We start from the raw sequence: 16,842 nt of genomic DNA on the forward strand, positions 1-16,842 counted from the left end.
GGGAGTATCCATAGACTTGGTTCCATGAACCTCGCCAAGTCGCTCACCGACCTCGCGTTCGCGCCGGTGCGCGTCGGGTTGGCCGTCGCCGATGCCGGCATCGGCATGGCCACCAGCGCCCTGGACGTCGCGCACCGGACGGTGGGTGAGAACGGCGGTGCGCAACGGCCGACCTCGCTCGCGCAGATGCTCGGCATGCAGGAGGCAGTCGAGCGGGCCAACCGGCTGGCTCGCCTGATGGACGAGGACCAGCCGCTGGGACGCGCGCTGGCGCCGGACGGCCCGTTGGATCGGCTGCTCCGACCCGGCGGCGTGGTGGATCGGGTCACCGCTCCGGGCGGTGTGCTCGATCGGCTCACCGAGGAGGACGGCGGTTTGATGCGCGCCATCGAGCCCGGCGGTCTGGTCGATCAGCTACTCGAAGAGGAAGGCCTGGTTGACCGGCTGCTGGCCGAAGACGGGCTCGCCGACCGCCTCTTCGCCGAGGGTGGACTGATCGAGAAGCTCACCGCGCGCAACGGCCCGCTCGAGCAGCTCGCCGACGTCGCCGACACGTTGAACCGGCTGGCGCCGGGCTTGGAGGCGCTGGAGCCGACGATCGAGGCGCTGCGCGAGGCGGTGATCGTGCTCAGCCAGGTGGTCAACCCGCTGAGTAACATCGCCGACCGGATTCCGCTGCCGGGCCGCCGGCTGCGCTCCCGCTCCAGCGCCAGGCCGGTGACGTCGCAGCGGATTGTCGACAGCGGCGAGTGATTCAGTAGGACAAACCGTCGGCGTACCTCTGCCGCCGATAGTGGCGCCCGCGGCCTCGGTTCCTGGCCTTGTATGTCGGCAATTGACTGTCACAGTTGGAGCAGACCAATCGCAGATTCTGCCGAGAATTGTTGGTCGCGTCTCCATCGACGTGGTCGAGGATGAACGCCAGCTTGCTTCCGTTCCACTGGTCTCCGATGCCGCAGATCGCACAGCTCCCCCGCTGCTCCCTGTAGAGATAGTCGCGGACGAAGTGTCCGGCATGAGACATGCGGCCACATATCCCGGTGGCAAGCCACTGCTCCAACAGCAGCCGCCTTTGGTGCACCTGTTGGCATGCGTTGGTGCAGTACACCTTCGAACGCCGCTTCTCCATGACGATCCCGCACCCGCGACAGGTCCTACCCATAGGCGAAAGTTAACGGAAGACACCGACATTGATTACAATCAGAGCCGACACACAACATCCTGCTATCCGGCCACATGGAGAGTGCCGCCTCGATACACTATGTAATAGCCGCGCCGGGCGTTAGCAACCGTCTCCGGTGTACGGCAGGGGGGTTTGGGGTTTCTACGTTGGTCTCTCAGGCGCATCGGCTTCTGCATCAACAACAGCCAGGCTCGGTGGCTACGCCACGTATCTGGGTCCTGCACGGGCCGCCCGTTCTCGACCTCTATTTTCACAACCTCTATCACGGCAGCGTCACACTGCGTCGTACCATCGAACTATGGGGACTTGAGGATTGGGGCGGTGATCCGGCACCAATCACCGTGACGTTGACTAGCAGCAGTGATCTGGACTTCAGCGGCAACGCGGACCCCACCCACGCCCGTCAACGCTTCGAGGCGATGGGCACGCAACGAGCGGCGCCCCCAGGCCTGCAGCCACGAACGCGTCGAGCGCGAGACAGCGGCGCGGCCTCCGACGAGGCCGAATCCGCGGCGGCCAGCGCGGCGGAAGGCGCACGATCATCGATTGGCAGCGGCCAGGGCCTCATCAATAGGATGCAGCAGGTCAGCGCCGCGCTGAGGTCGCAGAACGGTGACCGGATCGTCGTAATTGTCGACGACCTTTCTTACCAACTGCAGCGGCTGCAAATTCAGAACCAAGCCGACGCCGTGCTGCAGGCTCAGCAGATCCTCCGAGTCGAGTGGGTGACGGGGATCAGTCCACGCAATGCGCTCCTTTTCTTTACCGAGTTTCGGAGAAGCAATCTAGAGTCGCACCTTTCGCCCGACATCGACGGCGTGCGCTGGGGCGACCCACTCAAGGGTCCGAGTGAACACGAAGTCCGAGAGGCGCTACTTCGGCTGGCGCGAAGGAAAAGGTTCGAGGTCAGCACGCCCGCGGCGGTCGCGCGATCGCTTTCAGGACTGGGATCGCTTCGGACAGCGCTCGGCCACGTGTCGCGCATTGTCGACAAAGGCGACGATGTAAACCTCGCGACTGTGTTGGATTTGCCGGAGATCGACCAGACAGCCGTCGAACACGTATTGGCCGAGCTGGAGGTTTTGATCGGACTGGACAACGTCAAAGCCAAGGCGCGCGAACTTCGCCGCCGCGCCGAGGAACGGCACAGAAGGCTCGCCGCCGGCGAACTACCCGAGGAGACGCTGCACATGGTCTTCACCGGCGCCCCCGGCACGGGGAAGACGTCGGTGGCGAAGATCTTCGCCAAACTGTATCACGCCTTGGGATTGTTGCGTAGCGATCGGGTGAAAGTTGTTGCGCCGCACGATTTGAAGTCCTCCGTCGTGGGCAAGACCCGCGAGAATATGCAGCGGGCCGTGGAGGACGCGCTCGGCGGAGTGCTCTTCATCGACGAGGTCCACCAGTTCTCCATTCCTGGCGTGGGCGAGCAAGACGATACGAAATCGCGTGAGGCCGCGGAGGCGTTGGTGCCGTTGGTGTGGAACCATCGCACCGACCTGGTGGTCATCCTGGCCGGATACGCCCAAGAGATCAGCGGCTTCTTCAAACTAGATCCGGGATTGCCGCGGCGTTTCCCTGATGCCGGTAGGTTGACGTTCGCTGATTACACACCGGATCAATTGTGGGAAATCTTTCACCGCAGATTAACAGGTGCTCGCTGGCGCATCGACCCAGCGGCCGAGGCGCCGTTGCGTTCGCTTCTGGACCGACGAGCCAGACGTGCTGGATTCGGCAACGCCGGCGGGGTCGCCAATCTGGTGGACGAAGTGTTAGCGCAACATGCCGCCAATGAGGACCGGTCACGGCTGCTGACGCCAGCCGATGTACCGGATGCCATTGTTAGCCATCCCCTCGAACTGCAACGCGCTCAGCGAGCATTGGACAGTCTCGTCGGAATCGCTCCGATTCGTCAGATGATTGACGAGATTGTGGCAGGACTGGCCTACGACATCGCTGAGGGCCGTCCGCCCGAGCCGTCAGGAATGAACTTGTTATTCGTGGGTCCACCAGGAACTGGGAAGACAACGGTTGCAAAGCTAATGAGCGGATTGCTGTACGGACATGGCGCCATCCGAAGTGACCAATGTCTACCGGTGACCGGAACAGAACTGCAGGGCCAATTCAAGGGCCAGTCGGCTGCAAAGGTCGTGGACCTCATGGAGAAATGCCGCAATGGGGTGTTGATCGTCGACGAGGCTTACAGCATGCATTCCGGAGGCCATGACTCGTACGGATCAGAAGTCATCAACACGTTGGTGGGCGAGTTGACAAAGCCGGAGAACGCCGAAACCGTTGTGATCCTTGCAGGCTACGAATCTCACATCGACGAGCTCGTGGGAAGGAACCCAGGGCTCGCGTCGCGCTTCGAAAAAAAGGTGAGGTTCGCAAATTACTCCCCGGATGACTGTGCCGAGATCGCACGGCGCGAGATGCAGCGCTTGAAGTACACGACCGGAGACGGGTTCCTCGAACGCCTTTCGGCCCTCGCGCAACAGGCAATGCTTGAGCAAGGTGAGCTATTCGGCAACGCACGATGGGTACGCAGCACGGTTAAAGCTGCCATTGACAAGATGAAGGTCCGAGTCATGACGTCGAACCAGCCACCGGAGGACCCCAAGAGAACAACAGTCGAGCTCGTCGACCTCGAGAACGTCGACCTCGGCCGGATCGATGCCGTTCTCGCGCCTGTCCAGAGCCAATTTGGTGCAGACCAGCGTGAGGAAAACGTAGTCGTTGCAAACGCAGTGGTTAGGTCTTGATCGGTGGGGAATGTCGCGACATGAAGGAGCACACGTGAGTGGACCCAAGCGCGCCGACGTGCAAGCGGAGCTCGGAGCCGCGTTGGGCGCCGCCCAGCGCGCCTCGTCGTTGGTAGCCGATGCCGAGTATGCCGCGCTGCGTGCCCTGCAGGCCGACTTGGACCGGGCCAGCCAACGGGGTTACTCCACGTTTTCGGCGAAGTCGGAACTGGCCAGTTGTCGAGACGACGTGGCGTCTACGCAGGAAGCGAAAGCAGCGCTAGCCGATGTCGATTCGCTGAGTAAGCGCGCCAACTTGGCCGTCAAGACCGTCGGTAGTCAGATCGAGGAAGCCGACCGCGCGCACCGGAGAGCGGCTGCGGAGTACCGCGGGGCCAACGACGAGTACAACAGGGCGTCGCAGGCGTTGGATCGCTCAGTCGGCGACCACTACAAGCAGGCCGAGATGAGCCTGGCGAAGGAAGCGACTCGACGCTTCAATGTGGCCGCCGACCTCGGAAAGGTTGCCGCACGTGCCCGTTCGCAGGCGCGCACATCGCTGACCGAGGCGCTGGCGATGGTGCGGCAGGCCCAGGCAGCGGCTGACGACGTGCATAAGCGAGTGACGGCCGCAGCGAGCGAGTCGGCCGAGCGCACCCGCGCCGAGGAGGAAGCGCGACGCATCGCCGAGGAGGCCCGGCGCCGGGCGACGATCGCGGTCAGTAGCTCCCACGCGGCAGTCGCCGCGATACCCGTCGCGGACTGCGGCAAGTTCGCACCCTCCCGTCTCGCTGTGCTGACTCGTCGGCTCGAAACCGCCGAAAGCGCCCTAGCCAAAGGACAATGGGCACCCGCCCAGCGAGAAGCCGACATGGTGACCGCGGAGGCGACGTCGCTGGCGGCACAGGTTGGGGCCGCCCGGTCTGACTTCGACCGCCGGCTGACGGCCGCGCAGACCGCCGTCGACGAACTTACCGCCACCCTAGGCGCGGTCGACCCAAAATTGATCAAGGAATGGTCCGACGACCGGGATGCCGTCGAGGCTGCTCGAGAAGCACTGACAAGAGCGAATGGTCACATCACAGCCGAACGATTCGAGGAGGCGGTTTCCGACGCGTCGGCCAGTGCGAGCAATCTGCGCACTGCCACGACAACGGCCGCCGAATCACAGGCCGCTAACGAACGGCGCATTTCGATCGGCGAGGCGATCATGGATGTTCTTGAAGACATGAACTTCAAAGTTTACTTCGCTGACGGCACGAAGGACACGCCGCTGCAGATCACCGGTCAGGTGCCGGACGAGGGCGGACGCGGTGATTTCAAGATGGCGATTCCGCTCACCGGCGACGTGGACTTCGAGGTTACCGCGCCTGAAGGTGATGGTTCCTGCTCCGGCGCGGTGAAGGAACTCCGCGAACGCCTTGCCGAGCGCGGGGTGGGATTCACTGTGACCGATTGGGGTTATGGGCACGAACCCGGCAATCGGCGGCAGGTGGTTGACACGGAAGTTGAAGCCGAAACAGAAGTGGAAATCCAGACTGGCTAGAACGGTGTACGGCTCGACGGGATACAGCGCGCGGGGGGAGCCCTGCAGTGCAGGTGAATCCCGACTCGATCGCGCCGGCGATCCAAGTGGCTCCCGCTCGTTCATAGCATCGTCGACGCAGCTATCAAGTGGATTGCGACTTAAGAATATCGCTGAGTTTCCCGAGTCCTTGCAGGCAGATATACGTGGCTTCAATCTTGCAGGCTTGAAATATCACCCGAATCCGCCTAGTGGAGAGGCCGAATAGGTTGACGCACATTGGAATCGACATCGGCACCTCGAACACCGTAGTGGCCATAGCGACACAGAATGGCGAACCCGAAGTGCGCGGCATCAAAGGCCACGCACTCGTACCTTCTGTCATCGCCGTAGCCGAGCATGGCGGAAATGTGGTTGCTGGTCGCGACGCGGTCGACGAATGGGCTAATCCGGACCGCAACTCGCAGGAAATCTTCCGCCGCTGGAAGCTGTTGATGGGTGACGAGAAAGTCTTCTGCACCATGCGTTTCGGTGGCCCGTCCAGCATGCCGGTCGACATCACGCCGGAGTACCTTACCACACGACTTGTCGAGTATGTTCTCAGCGAAGTTACAAGCGGCCTGGGCGGCGAGAATGTCGATTCGGTTTTGATTACTGTGCCGCACGGATGGCGGCGGGACACTCTCTACAAATGTCAGCGGACACGTGAAGCCGCTGGGATGGCGCAGGTCCGTGGCAAGCCGATCGAGATCCAGGATAGGACGATCAGTGAGCCGGTAGCGGCAGCGGTGTACTGGCTCTGGGAAGCGCAGCGCTCCAACGGATCACCGTCCGCATCGAGCTTCGTCGGGCAGAACATTCTGGTATGTGATGTCGGCGGCGGAACGTTCGACCTGAGTCTAGTGCGCGTTGGTGCCACAGGCGCTGCCCATGTCGTCGTGGACGCGATCAACAACGACTTTGCCGGGGACTACGTGACTGCGTTGATTATGGCGCGGGCTGCCATTCAGTTCAACGAGAAGTTCAACACTTCGTTGCCCACCGACGCCGATGAGATTCTCCGTCAGCTCAGTGACATGCCCACGGCGGGATTGCGGTCTTGGTTCGTCGAGCTACAGCAGGTGCAGCAGATTCTTTCGGATCGCATCGCCTACGCCGCGCGCAGTGGTCGGGAAGCCCGCCAGAAGAAGACTGTGGTGCTGTCGGATTCCGAAGACTCCGCCAATCAGCTGACGTTCTCGATGACACCGACAGATTTCGTCGAGACGCTTGAACCGTTTTACGCCCGCGGACGCGAGCTCGTCCGATCCTTTCTTCGGAGTCACAGCAGTTCACCGCCCTACGCCGTCGTGTTCGCCGGTGGTGGTAGCCGGATCGCCGGTATCGCCGAACACATCGTCGGCCCGGCGCTGAGAGCCATATATGCCGTCAACGTCGACGACATTCTTAATCGCATACAGATCAATGACCACAAGATCGACCAGGCGATCGCGCTCGGCGCAGCATTAGTCGCAAGCGGCACGGTCCGAGTCGAAGAGCGGGTGTTGTGCGACATCGGCTTGGAGGTATCGCTTGGTGCCGATGCGGCCAAACGACTAAAAGGGGAGCCAGGCGAACTTGTGCTGATGACCCCGATTCTGGCTCAGGGCAACCAACTCCCGGCCACGTTCGACTCGGAAGACTATAGGTTCTTCGTCGGTGTGCCGGCCGGGGAGACGGTCGATCTTAAGATCGTGATTGATGACAATCTCGCCGATCCGTACATCCTCAGCTGGGAGGAGGCGATTCCGCCATCTGCCGTTGGCCACCACCAATGCAGCGTGGTTGTTCGCGCTGATGCCGACGGCATGCTCCATGTCAAGCTGAGATATGTCGATGGTTACGAGACGAATGTGCAGGGCAAGCTTGCCCGGCAGCGGACAGGTCGATCGAAGAAGATCGTAATCAGCGGCGACGAGCCGACGGCAGGTATCACGGCCTACAGATTGCGAATCACTCCGGAACAGTTCGCGGAGGCATTGAGACAGCAACGTACGGGTGGACGAGACTGATGCAAGAGCTCATCGAGGCGCTCGTCAGAAATTCTCCCACTGTGCGCTGGGAGACGTGGCTAACTGTGTTGAATCGGGCGCTCGCCGACGAGCGGAGCTGGATGCAAGCGTTCGAGTCGCTGAGCCTCGAAGATCAGTTCGGATTGTTGAAGGCGCTGCAGACCGGCGGCGGCATCTACGGTGATGCTCTCCGGATCATCACCGCCCGCCACTCGGAACTGATTTGCGATGAAGAAGTACGCGACTTCCTCTTGGCTGATGCGTCAGACGCAACCGGGCGGTTAACGAACCAACTTGCGCAGCATCGCGACGAACTCCTTGTATTAATTGGCAAGTCGGAGGCCCGCTTCATGGCTGACTATGATCTCGCCACAGATGTAGCGCACCTTGAACGAAAGCTGCAGGAGCTCCGCAGATCTGAGATCGGCGAAACAGCCCAAGAGATAGAGGAATTGGACCGGGATATCCACCGTCTTGAGACCTTCAAACGGACCCTACAAAGTTATGACATCGAAGCACGGCAAGCCTATAGGAACCAACTCAAGGCCGAGACAACGAAACTGGCAAGGCAGCGAAAAGTACTAGAAGACAAGATCGCGGCCGAGATCGGCAAACGTGACTTGTTGCATCGCGAAAAGGCGGCGTCTGAAGACGCGCTCGTAAAGCGGACTCGGGAGGTCGCGGAACTGAGTGCAGAAGTTGCTGAAACCGCTAAGAGGATAGAAGCCGCAACCGTGGCATTAGCTGACGCGCGAGAGTATCTCGCCGGTGCGCGTTCCAAACAGACCTTGCGATACGACGTCGGACTCGAGGTAGTGCTCGGTGGCGAGCTGGCAAAGGAGCTGAACGCGAGCCCAGGCGAGACAGTGCTGATGATGCCGATCCTTGCATGCGGAAGTGAACTGCCGGCAAGGTTCAAATCGCAAGACTACGACTTCTATCTTAATGTGGCTGCAGGGGACTCAGCACGCCTCAAGGTCGTTATCGATGACGATCGGGGCGATCCTTCCATTCAAGTGTGGGAGAGCGCGATCCCTAAGTCCTCCGACGGCCCTCACGAATGCGGCGTCATCGTCGACGCGGACGCCGACGGAGGTCTTGCCGTCGGCTTACGCTACGTCGGTGGTCATGAGGTCACCATGCATGGCCCGCTTCGGCGGGACGTTCCCCGGCGGTCGAAAACCAAGGCTTCCGAAAAGGGGTCTTATCAAAGAAGATTCACCCCTCAGCAATTCAAAGATGCGGTAGTAAAGCTGCGTGCGGGAGGTGCGAGCTAGATGCGAGAAGTCGTTGTGGCACTTGTCAAGAACCCGGAGACGGCGAAGTGGGAGACGTGGTTGACTGTGCTCACTGAAGCACTCGCTGACGAAGAGGCGTGGATGCAGGCAATCGAGTCGCTAGGTGTGGAGGACCAGTTTCGCTTGCTCGACGCGCTGAATACAGACGCAAGTATCTACAGTGACGCCCTCCGGATCCTCACCGCAAGACACGCGGAGCGGATCAGCGACGAACAGGTTCGCGACTACCTGTTAACCGATGCTTGTGAAGCGACACTGCGGTTCAGCAACAGGCTTGAAAAGCATCGAGACGAACTGGTTCAACTGGTTTCGCGGGCTGAGGCCCGGCGGGAGCCGGACTTCGATCTGGCGACCGAGGTCGCGCAACTCGAAGGCCGACTGCAGGAGTTGCGCAAATCCGAGATCGGTGAGAAGTTCGATTCGATGCAGCGACTCGACGTCGAGATTCATCGACTCGAGGTCTTCAAACGAAGCCTCGAAAGCTACGACGCCGAGGCTCGCCGCGCCCACCGAGTACAGCTCGATACCGAGGCTCGCGAATTAGGAGCTCGAAAAAATGAGTTGGAAGACAAGATCGCCGATGCAATCGGTCGGCGCGACATGGCACAGCGCGAATACGCCGCTTGCGAGGAAGAGTTCACCCACATCACGCACGAAGTCGATGACTTCAACACGCGGATCGCTGACGTGCGCGAGCGCCACCGGACGGCCGAATTACAACTCACGGATGTCAGGGTTCATTATTCGACACTGTCTCAGCAGGTTACGGCACTCGAACAGCAGATTCAGGACGAACATCAGCAAGTCAATTCGGAAAGGAGCCGGCTCGAGGAATTGCGTTCCAGCTCAAGCGCTCAGCAGAACCAACGCCTTCTAGCCAAGATCCAGGAAGTCTACGATCTATTGCCCTCCGACGAGGCTGAAAGCGTGTTCCCGGCGTGAGCTCCGATGTCAAGCTGCGGGTGCGGCACACTGCCCGTGACGTCGTCGACACACTCGGCCCGGGTCGGCGCTCCGTTGTGTGGGTGCAGGGCTGCGGTCTGGCATGCCCGGGCTGCATGGTCCCAGAGATGTGGAACCGGGACATCGGCGGTCAGTTGGTCGATCCACACGATCTCGGAATGCAACTGCTCGCGGACAATCCGGATGCCCATCTGACGGTGAGCGGCGGAGAACCTACAGAGCAGCCCGATGCCGTCGCGGCGCTGCTCCGATCGGCACACAGCATGGACCGCACGACTTGGGTCTACACTGGCCGCACTTTAGAAGAAATCCTTGCCGACGACGATGAACCGGTGCTGGCCATGCTAGCCAACGTCGACGTGCTGGTGGACGGGCGCTACGAATCGTCGCGTCCTACCTCGAAGCCTTACCGCGGATCGTCTAATCAACGCATTTTGAACCTGACCGGCGCCATTCCGACCCAATCGATCGACAGCGGAGTCGGCAAGGTGTCGTTAACGCTGGACAACCACGGCGGTCTCATGGTGGTGGGCGTCCCGCCGCCAGGTTTCCTTCCGCAACTCGAAGAAGGGCTCCGCAACCGTGGAATTACGGTTCGCCCAGATGCAGCATGGCTCTGAGCTGGATCGAGCAACGTGCTGAGTCCCGCCAATGGGGATTCTAGTGGTTGGGAGCGATGACTGTGGGCTGCATGCAGTCCGAAGAGCGCGGTGTTCTAGCCGGATAACCCGATAAGATCGTGCACATCTGGCGGGCAAGTTGCCGGTATTGTTTGCTTGCGATAATCAAGCAAGTTCAACTGGCGAGTCCCCGATACTGAGTCCACCCGGTCGTAGAGTCGGGTTGGTCTGAATCCGTTCTCAGACGCAGTTCTCGCAGCTCAGCCGACTCGCTGCCGCTCTTGCCGATGATGAGCACTCAACGATGACGCTCGATTACCGGAGGGATGGTTCCGGCAGGCGTATCGTCATGGGAAACCGGCACAACTCGATGGAGCACAATGCGAAGCGCTGTGGACACAATTACCTCGGTTCGTCCCGACATCGAACCGACGACGGACTCTGCAGTGCCGCTGCTATTTCGGCACCGCGAAACTATATTGGCCGACCCAACGATGGCATCAACGACGACGTGCCAGACCACTCGCGCTAGCGACTGGACGCCGGACGACTAGAGCGAGACCACGCTGGTGCCGCTGGTCTTAGTAGTCAGCAACACCAAAGACGGCCACGTCGAACGGGTAACAGATCTGCTGCTCGCGGCGGGTCATCAGTTCGCGCGCTTCGACACCGATCGCGTGGGAAGCGGATGCAGCGTTTCGTTCACAGATGACGGTATCGATGCGCGTGCGCGCCTGATCGTCGATGACCACTGCATCGAGGCGTCTGAGCTTCAATCCGTCTGGTGGCGTCGACCCGAGGCCATCAAGCTTCACGACGACTTCGAGACCGATGTGGCTAGATTCGTCGAGCACGAGTGGACAGCTGCTGTTCATGGCGTGCTACGTACGATCGAGGGACGCTGGGTCAGCCACCCCGAATCTATAAAGCTCGCCAATCACAAGCTTTTGCAGCTCAAGGCAGCACACGCTGTCGGCTTTGCGACGCCGGCGACATGCGTGTCGGCGGACCCTGCCGTGGTGCGGGCATTCTGCGAAAGCCACGACTACCAGGTGGTAGCCAAACTCGTCAACGCGGGTCCCCCTCGAGTTGACCCGCCTGCCCACCAATACATGGTGTACACGACGCCGGTCACACGCGAGGATCTCTTGAGCGACACCGCGCTGGCGGCGGCCCCCGCGATTTATCAGGCGTACGTCGAAAAGGATCACGAGCTTCGGGTCACTGTCGTTGGCGACGAGGTATACGCGTGTGCCATCGAATCGCAATCAACGGCCGGCACCGCCATAGACTGGCGGCATTACGACCTGGAACACACTCCTCATCGCGCCGTTGAACTAGACCCCTCGGTGCGGCGGGCATGCCTCGAACTGACCCGGCACTTTAACCTCAAGTTCAGTGCGATAGACCTCGTCGTGAGTCCTACGAACGACGTCGTCTTCCTCGAAATCAACCCGAACGGTCAGTGGGGCTGGATTGAGGACATGACGGACCTGCCCATCGCGCGAGCCCTCGCCGACCTCCTGACCCTCGACTGATCCCATGAAAACCGACGCTCCGACGGCTCTGGCGAAGGCGGGCATCTCCAGCACCCGTATCGCCAGTATCCGAGCCGTTCCCGGTCGCCATCGCAACGACGTATGGCGAATTCGTCTTCGCGCGCCGACGTCGCACGTTGTGCTCAAATTGCAGAGTCCGCTGACAGGGTTCCAGTCGGTGGCCCACGAGGCCAAAATCCTAGATTTGCTGGGTCGACATACCGGTGTGCCTGCGCTGGTCGCGGCTGGAACCGTAGGTCTATCCGGGCCTCCCTTCCTGATCACCGAGGCGTTGGGCGGGACACCGCTGGCGCGCTGGCTGAGTCGCAACCAGCATGCGGCGGAGGGGCAACTCCGAAGCTACGCCGTTTGGTTGCATGAGTTTTCGCGTCGAACCGAGCCCAGACGGATGCTCCAAAAAATGGCGGCCGAGTTCACAGGGCCCTGGGCCATCTCATACAGCCCGGGTGCCGCGCCGCCCGTCGAACTCGACGACGGAGGCGTTAGGCCCGACGCTTCGTGTGCCACCCCGTCGAACGTCCACCGGGCCACCCTCGTGCATGGCTCGTTCGACCCCAACAACATACTCGTTGCCGACGATGGGTCCGCAAGTCTGGATGGCGTGGTCGATTACGAGGCCACCCGGCTCGGGTCGCCGCTAATCGACATCGCGGGGCTGGCGCTGCACTTGTTGATGTGGGGCCGATCGGACTTGGCGCATACTTGGTTGAATGTTACTGCGGTAACATGGAACTGGCGGTCTCTTGCCCACGACGCCATCCCGTATCTATGTGCGCAGCATGAACGGCGGCGCAACGCCGCCCGTGGCGACTCTGACGTGGCCGTCGCAACACAATCGCTCATCGACGACTTCGTGATTCGTGTCCGGCGCGACCACGCGACCCGATGACGTGCTGATGGACGCCGCGTAGGTCACCCATTGTTCGTCGTTGGAACTCGCAAGCTGCCGGCGTCAGAGGAGTGATACGGCGCACGCGATGCTCAGATCGTCGCTCGTTGCAGGTCTCACCACTTCACGAAGACTCCGGGCGAGACTGCGTTGAAAGCGCTCAGCCTTCACTTCGGTTGCCCACCCAAGTATCTCGCCGCATGCAGGGGCCGCGGAGTTCGTTCGCTTGTCGTAGAGCACGGCTTGCGGCCCGTCGCTCATTAGCAAGACGCCTTCGCCGATCGCCAACCGACATTGTTTAAATACCGCGTGATCCCTCCAGTCCGAGGCAGTGACTGAGTAGGTGAGATTCGCGTATTCGCCACGGTTGGGCGGGCTAATCACCGATGTCGTGGTTCGGCCGCCTGCCACGATGACGCCGTCGCCGATATGGACGGTCGACACATCGACACCCCCATCCGAAGACCGTGCCAGGCGCGCGATGAGCAGCGTGGTGGCGAACATGTTCGGCTCGACTCCCCGACGCTCGGCCACCTGACATATTTGTTCGCGCACTAATGATGCGAGTTCCGCGAGGTCCGTCACGTCGGCACGCCCCAGCGCCGTATCGACTGCAAGGCGAGCGCCTTCGCCGCCGAATTTAGCCGCGCCGACCCCGTCGGCCAGCGCGAGCAGTGAACTTCTTTTGCGGACGTTGCGATGCCCGGCCCAGTCCTGACAACCGACTCCCTTGACTAGGTGGCTCCGGCCGGCTGCGACGGCATGCCCGCTCCTGAATCGAAACCGCTTCACCAGGGCTCGTCCGGGCCTGCGGGATCGGCCCACGACTGAGTGGACGGCATCTGCGGAGCCTCACCTGGCGTCGTTTGCGAAACCTGGTGGATGCTCCGGCTCAGCCACTCGAAGAAGTCGCGAAATGCGAACTGCCGCAAGCGTAGTGGCGGCCGTTCCGAGGTCGCGAAGGTTCGCAGGGTCGAGAAGTCTGCTCCGTCTCCAATGCCCACGCAGAAGGTAGTCAATCGTCGCGCGTCGAGGAGTTGGGACGTTCGGTGAGCAGCGGCGACGTGAGCATCATCGTTCGGATAACCATCGGTCATCAAGACCAGCCACGGTTGGTAGTAGTCGATGCCGGCCTCTCTGTACTCTGCTTTGCGCTGTTCCAGCATATCCAGCGCGAGGTTCACGGCGTTGCCGATGCTCGTTCCCTGCTCCATCAGTTCGAGAGTCGGGGCCTCGGCATCGATTATCGACGAGAAGTCGACCACTGTTTCGGCCCTCGCGTCGAACCGCACGATGCCGACTTCGGCGCTGTACGCGGCGATCTCATCGTGCTGAACGGCGTCAAAGAACTCCCGTACGCCCTCGTTGAGTTCCTCGATGGGGCTAGGATTCAGCTGTTGAACAGTCGCCCCCCACTCGCGACGGCCCGACATGGACGGACTGCAGTCGAGAACCAGACAGACAGCCAACCGCGCGGTCGGATTGATGAACAACTGCTGCTTGCGCAGCACCTGATCAGTGGCCATCATTGCCTTTCGTCACCAGCGTTGGCTTTTCGACTGTTCCGACATGCCTTGCAGCGCTTGGGTGCAACGTAGCCCTTTCTGTCGTGGAAAGCCTGTTCCCGGTACGAGTAGACGGTGAGGTCGCCACAGTCGATGCATTCGAATGGCGTGCCCGCGGTATCGGCGCAGCTATCGCACAGCGTCCGACCGGCGAACGTGAAGCGTTCGACTTCGCTCGACAACGCCCGAAACTCGTTGCCGCATATGCCGCACTGCAAATTCCTTCGGGCCCGGCACTTCGCGCAACGCTTGGGCGGGCGGAGGTCCTTTCGGTTGTACGACGCCTGATCGGCGAAGCTGAACAGAAATGTCTCCCCGCAATCGCATGTGATCATGCTCCCTTGCGCGCGGGCGTGCGTGGGGCAGAGCGCCCGTTGATCTTCACCGAATATCCACAAGTCGGGTGTCGATTCGTCGGCACTGAAGAAGCTGCCGCAGTGGGTGCAGGACACTTGGACGAGGCGGCCGGTCGTGGGTTGCAGGCCGTACCGGTCGGCCACCTCTTCTGATATGCCCTTAAAGTGCATTGGGAAGATCTCGTCGGTGACGTGTCCGCGCTCGAGCATGCCGGCGTATTTCTTCAGCACAGCCGCCCATTCCGCCGCGGTCAGTCGCTGCTTGTCGGCGAAGACACGATGAAACGCCTCTTTCACCTTATAGGGCAGGTTGCTCCACATGGTGCGCCACGGGCCGGCGGGCTGATTGGTCCCGCCCCGGTGCCCGAACGGGTAGGGAAACTGGCCCGCCTTGATGTTCGCGGCCGGATCTCCACCACCCTGCTGGCTATACGGCGGTTTGCCAGGCATCAAGATCATGAAAATCATGCTGGCGAGTGCGAATGCGTCGTGAGACTCGGTCCGCAAGACCCCCGCCAACTGCTTCCCCTGCAATTCGGGCGGCGTGAATGTGACCATGCCGACCGGACAGGTATATCCCTCGATCTGGAAGCTGTCGGTGTCCACGATGGTCAAGCGCGCATCGTCGGTAACCAAGATGTTCTGTGGATTCAGATCGCCGACGATCACGCCAAGGGCATGAAGGTATCGCACAGCCTCCGCTAACTGGATCGCGAGAGACACAAGGTCCTTGCGGGTCCACTCGCCGTGGCGATCTGTGAGCAGCTTCGGAAGAAACACCTCTGTCGCCAGCTTTCGGCCTTCGGCATGCGGAAGAAAGACCCCCTGGACCTCGTTGTCCGCTCCAGTCGCTAAACTGACAGGCCACGTCACGGCGGGCAACGACGACGTAGCGGCGAGCATTCGCTCGATTTTCTCTATGCGGTGAACGGTGCGCGCGTTCGGGTGGAAGACTTTTGCGACGATGCCCGCGAAGTCGGTCTGGAAAATGACTCCTTCCCCGCCGCGAGCTATTTCGTCGATCAGGGTGACCATGCCGAACTTCGACTGCAGCTGTCTGCCTATTCCCGCGACGCTCGCGTCGCCGATCATCTCGTCGGGGTGGGTGACCGGTGAGCTGACCGACCGAAACGTCCGTTTCTTAGGCACCGCCTTCGCGGGGACGTCAGTCGCGCTCTTCAGATGACTGAGCCCTCCGGAATCGTTGGCGCAGAGCACGAATATGCGATGCCGGCTCTGCACCGACCGCGACGTCCCGATCGCGCGTGCGTCGCGCGCGAGCGCACGGTCCTGGGTTAACAAGATCATATTGTGTCGCACCCAGAATTCCTGGATCTTCGACAGGATAACGGCGTCGGCGTGCCTAGCGTCTCGGTGCGACCCTCGGCGTACTGCATAGTTGGCTTGACGCAGATCGTAGAGCAGCTTGAGACCCATTTCCGCGGCGTCGCGCTTCATCTCGTTGTTTTTGTCGTTGTAGTTCTTCTCCAGCTCGCGTACCACGCTGTCTGGCACGATGAGGCGCTCTACGGAATACAGCAACCGGCCGTCGGTGCCGTACAGCGCGTCACGAGCGCGCGGATGCATCAGGAAGCTGGTATCCACGAACACGAGTGCATTGCTGACGACGTCGGTCCAGTCTTTTCGCGCCGTCGACGGTACCGCAGTCATTTCCACCCCCCTACCAGCGTTCGCCCCACGCTAGCGGTTGGGTTCGTAGTTTTGCTAGTTTCCCGGACTAAGAATCCAAATATCCTTCGAGGGCGCGGCATCGTAGCATTGACTGCGGACGGCCGGACCCGCCGCAGTGACATGACCGCGGTGCGGGTCCAATCACGCGACCGCGACGTCAGCCAGCCCGTGATGCCCGCGTCGAGCGCCAAGTTGCTCTGTGCCGTCATGTTTTTGAATATCGAAATTTCGGATTAAGACGCGCGGCTTTCGCGACTGCTGACGCGACGCAAGGCGAGTAGTACACCTGCTTTGGGCGCAAGGGCCTGCGGAACCGGCTGAGCGCCACTTTCAGGTATCTCGTTCGCCGTATTGGTAACGGCCTGGCCTAATACTTTGCTTGTTGAGACCGTTCATGTCG

13 protein-coding genes are annotated in these 16,842 nt (G+C 61.1%); 9 read left to right on the forward strand and 4 right to left on the reverse strand.

Annotated elements, in window-relative coordinates:
- The first annotated feature begins 24 nt into the window (after positions 1–24).
- The gene (locus KXD98_RS22555) at positions 25–753 is read left to right on the forward strand and encodes a hypothetical protein (protein ID WP_260760534.1); all 729 of its coding nucleotides are present in this window, start codon (positions 25–27) and stop codon (positions 751–753) included.
- A gap of 1 nt (position 754) precedes the next feature.
- On the opposite strand, the gene KXD98_RS22560 is transcribed toward KXD98_RS22555, so the two are convergent.
- Positions 755–1,162 carry an HNH endonuclease gene (locus tag KXD98_RS22560; RefSeq protein WP_260760535.1) on the reverse strand — a complete coding sequence of 136 codons (408 nt, stop codon included), beginning with the start codon at positions 1,160–1,162 and terminating at the stop codon, positions 755–757.
- A gap of 167 nt (positions 1,163–1,329) precedes the next feature.
- Between KXD98_RS22560 and KXD98_RS22565 the strand changes: the two genes are divergently transcribed.
- The 8 genes from KXD98_RS22565 (at position 1,330) to KXD98_RS22600 (ending at position 12,829) form a co-directional block, all read left to right on the forward strand.
- Entirely contained in the window at positions 1,330–3,945 is a 2,616-nt protein-coding gene (locus tag KXD98_RS22565) for an AAA family ATPase (protein ID WP_260760536.1), read from the forward strand.
- 82 nt (positions 3,946–4,027) lie between these two features.
- Positions 4,028–5,470: a hypothetical protein gene (locus KXD98_RS22570; RefSeq protein ID WP_260760538.1), complete on the forward strand. Its 1,443-nt coding sequence runs from the start codon at positions 4,028–4,030 to the stop codon at positions 5,468–5,470.
- A 248-nt stretch (positions 5,471–5,718) separates the two neighbouring features.
- Positions 5,719–7,500, forward strand: coding sequence for an Hsp70 family protein (locus KXD98_RS22575; RefSeq protein ID WP_260760540.1), 1,782 nt, complete (start codon positions 5,719–5,721; stop codon positions 7,498–7,500).
- Entirely contained in the window at positions 7,500–8,777 is a 1,278-nt protein-coding gene (locus KXD98_RS22580; protein WP_260760542.1) for a hypothetical protein, read from the forward strand. The genes KXD98_RS22575 and KXD98_RS22580 overlap by 1 nt, the downstream gene beginning before the upstream one ends.
- A 15-nt stretch (positions 8,778–8,792) precedes the next feature.
- Entirely contained in the window at positions 8,793–9,740 is a 948-nt protein-coding gene (locus KXD98_RS22585) for a hypothetical protein (protein WP_260760543.1), read from the forward strand.
- 116 nt (positions 9,741–9,856) lie between these two features.
- Entirely contained in the window at positions 9,857–10,381 is a 525-nt protein-coding gene (locus KXD98_RS22590) for a 4Fe-4S single cluster domain-containing protein (RefSeq protein WP_260765357.1), read from the forward strand.
- Between the two features lie 569 nt (positions 10,382–10,950).
- On the forward strand, positions 10,951–11,919 hold the full coding sequence (locus KXD98_RS22595) for an MvdC/MvdD family ATP grasp protein (RefSeq protein ID WP_260760544.1): 969 nt from the start codon (positions 10,951–10,953) through the stop codon (positions 11,917–11,919).
- A gap of 4 nt (positions 11,920–11,923) precedes the next feature.
- Positions 11,924–12,829 carry a phosphotransferase family protein gene (locus KXD98_RS22600; RefSeq protein ID WP_260760546.1) on the forward strand — a complete coding sequence of 302 codons (906 nt, stop codon included), beginning with the start codon at positions 11,924–11,926 and terminating at the stop codon, positions 12,827–12,829.
- Positions 12,830–12,892: 63 nt separating this feature from the next.
- On the opposite strand, the gene KXD98_RS22605 is transcribed toward KXD98_RS22600, so the two are convergent.
- Genes KXD98_RS22605 through KXD98_RS22615 form a run of 3 tightly spaced genes read right to left on the reverse strand, consistent with a single transcriptional unit; the run spans position 12,893 to position 16,421 of the window.
- Positions 12,893–13,621, reverse strand: coding sequence for a PP2C family serine/threonine-protein phosphatase (locus tag KXD98_RS22605; protein WP_260760547.1), 729 nt, complete (start codon positions 13,619–13,621; stop codon positions 12,893–12,895).
- On the reverse strand, positions 13,618–14,358 hold the full coding sequence (locus KXD98_RS22610) for a VWA domain-containing protein (protein ID WP_260760548.1): 741 nt from the start codon (positions 14,356–14,358) through the stop codon (positions 13,618–13,620). The genes KXD98_RS22605 and KXD98_RS22610 overlap by 4 nt, the downstream gene beginning before the upstream one ends.
- Positions 14,355–16,421 carry a zinc-ribbon domain containing protein gene (locus tag KXD98_RS22615; protein ID WP_260760549.1) on the reverse strand — a complete coding sequence of 689 codons (2,067 nt, stop codon included), beginning with the start codon at positions 16,419–16,421 and terminating at the stop codon, positions 14,355–14,357. The genes KXD98_RS22610 and KXD98_RS22615 overlap by 4 nt, the downstream gene beginning before the upstream one ends.
- Positions 16,422–16,842: the final 421 nt, after the last annotated feature.

Origin of the sequence: Mycobacterium sp. SMC-4, assembly GCF_025263265.1 — a bacterium.
GTDB lineage: Bacteria > Actinomycetota > Actinomycetes > Mycobacteriales > Mycobacteriaceae > Mycobacterium.

Bases quoted from the DNA above. Each gene is read 5' to 3' on its own strand.
- KXD98_RS22610 (WP_260760548.1), bottom strand. From the start codon at position 14,358: ATGATGGCCACTGATCAGGTGCTGCGCAAGCAGCAGTTGTTCATCAAT.
- KXD98_RS22590 (WP_260765357.1), top strand. From the start codon at position 9,857: ATGGTCCCAGAGATGTGGAACCGGGACATCGGCGGTCAGTTGGTCGAT.
- KXD98_RS22600 (WP_260760546.1), top strand. From the start codon at position 11,924: ATGAAAACCGACGCTCCGACGGCTCTGGCGAAGGCGGGCATCTCCAGC.
- KXD98_RS22555 (WP_260760534.1), top strand. From the start codon at position 25: ATGAACCTCGCCAAGTCGCTCACCGACCTCGCGTTCGCGCCGGTGCGC.
- KXD98_RS22615 (WP_260760549.1), bottom strand. From the start codon at position 16,421: ATGACTGCGGTACCGTCGACGGCGCGAAAAGACTGGACCGACGTCGTC.
- KXD98_RS22560 (WP_260760535.1), bottom strand. From the start codon at position 1,162: ATGGGTAGGACCTGTCGCGGGTGCGGGATCGTCATGGAGAAGCGGCGT.
- KXD98_RS22580 (WP_260760542.1), top strand. From the start codon at position 7,500: ATGCAAGAGCTCATCGAGGCGCTCGTCAGAAATTCTCCCACTGTGCGC.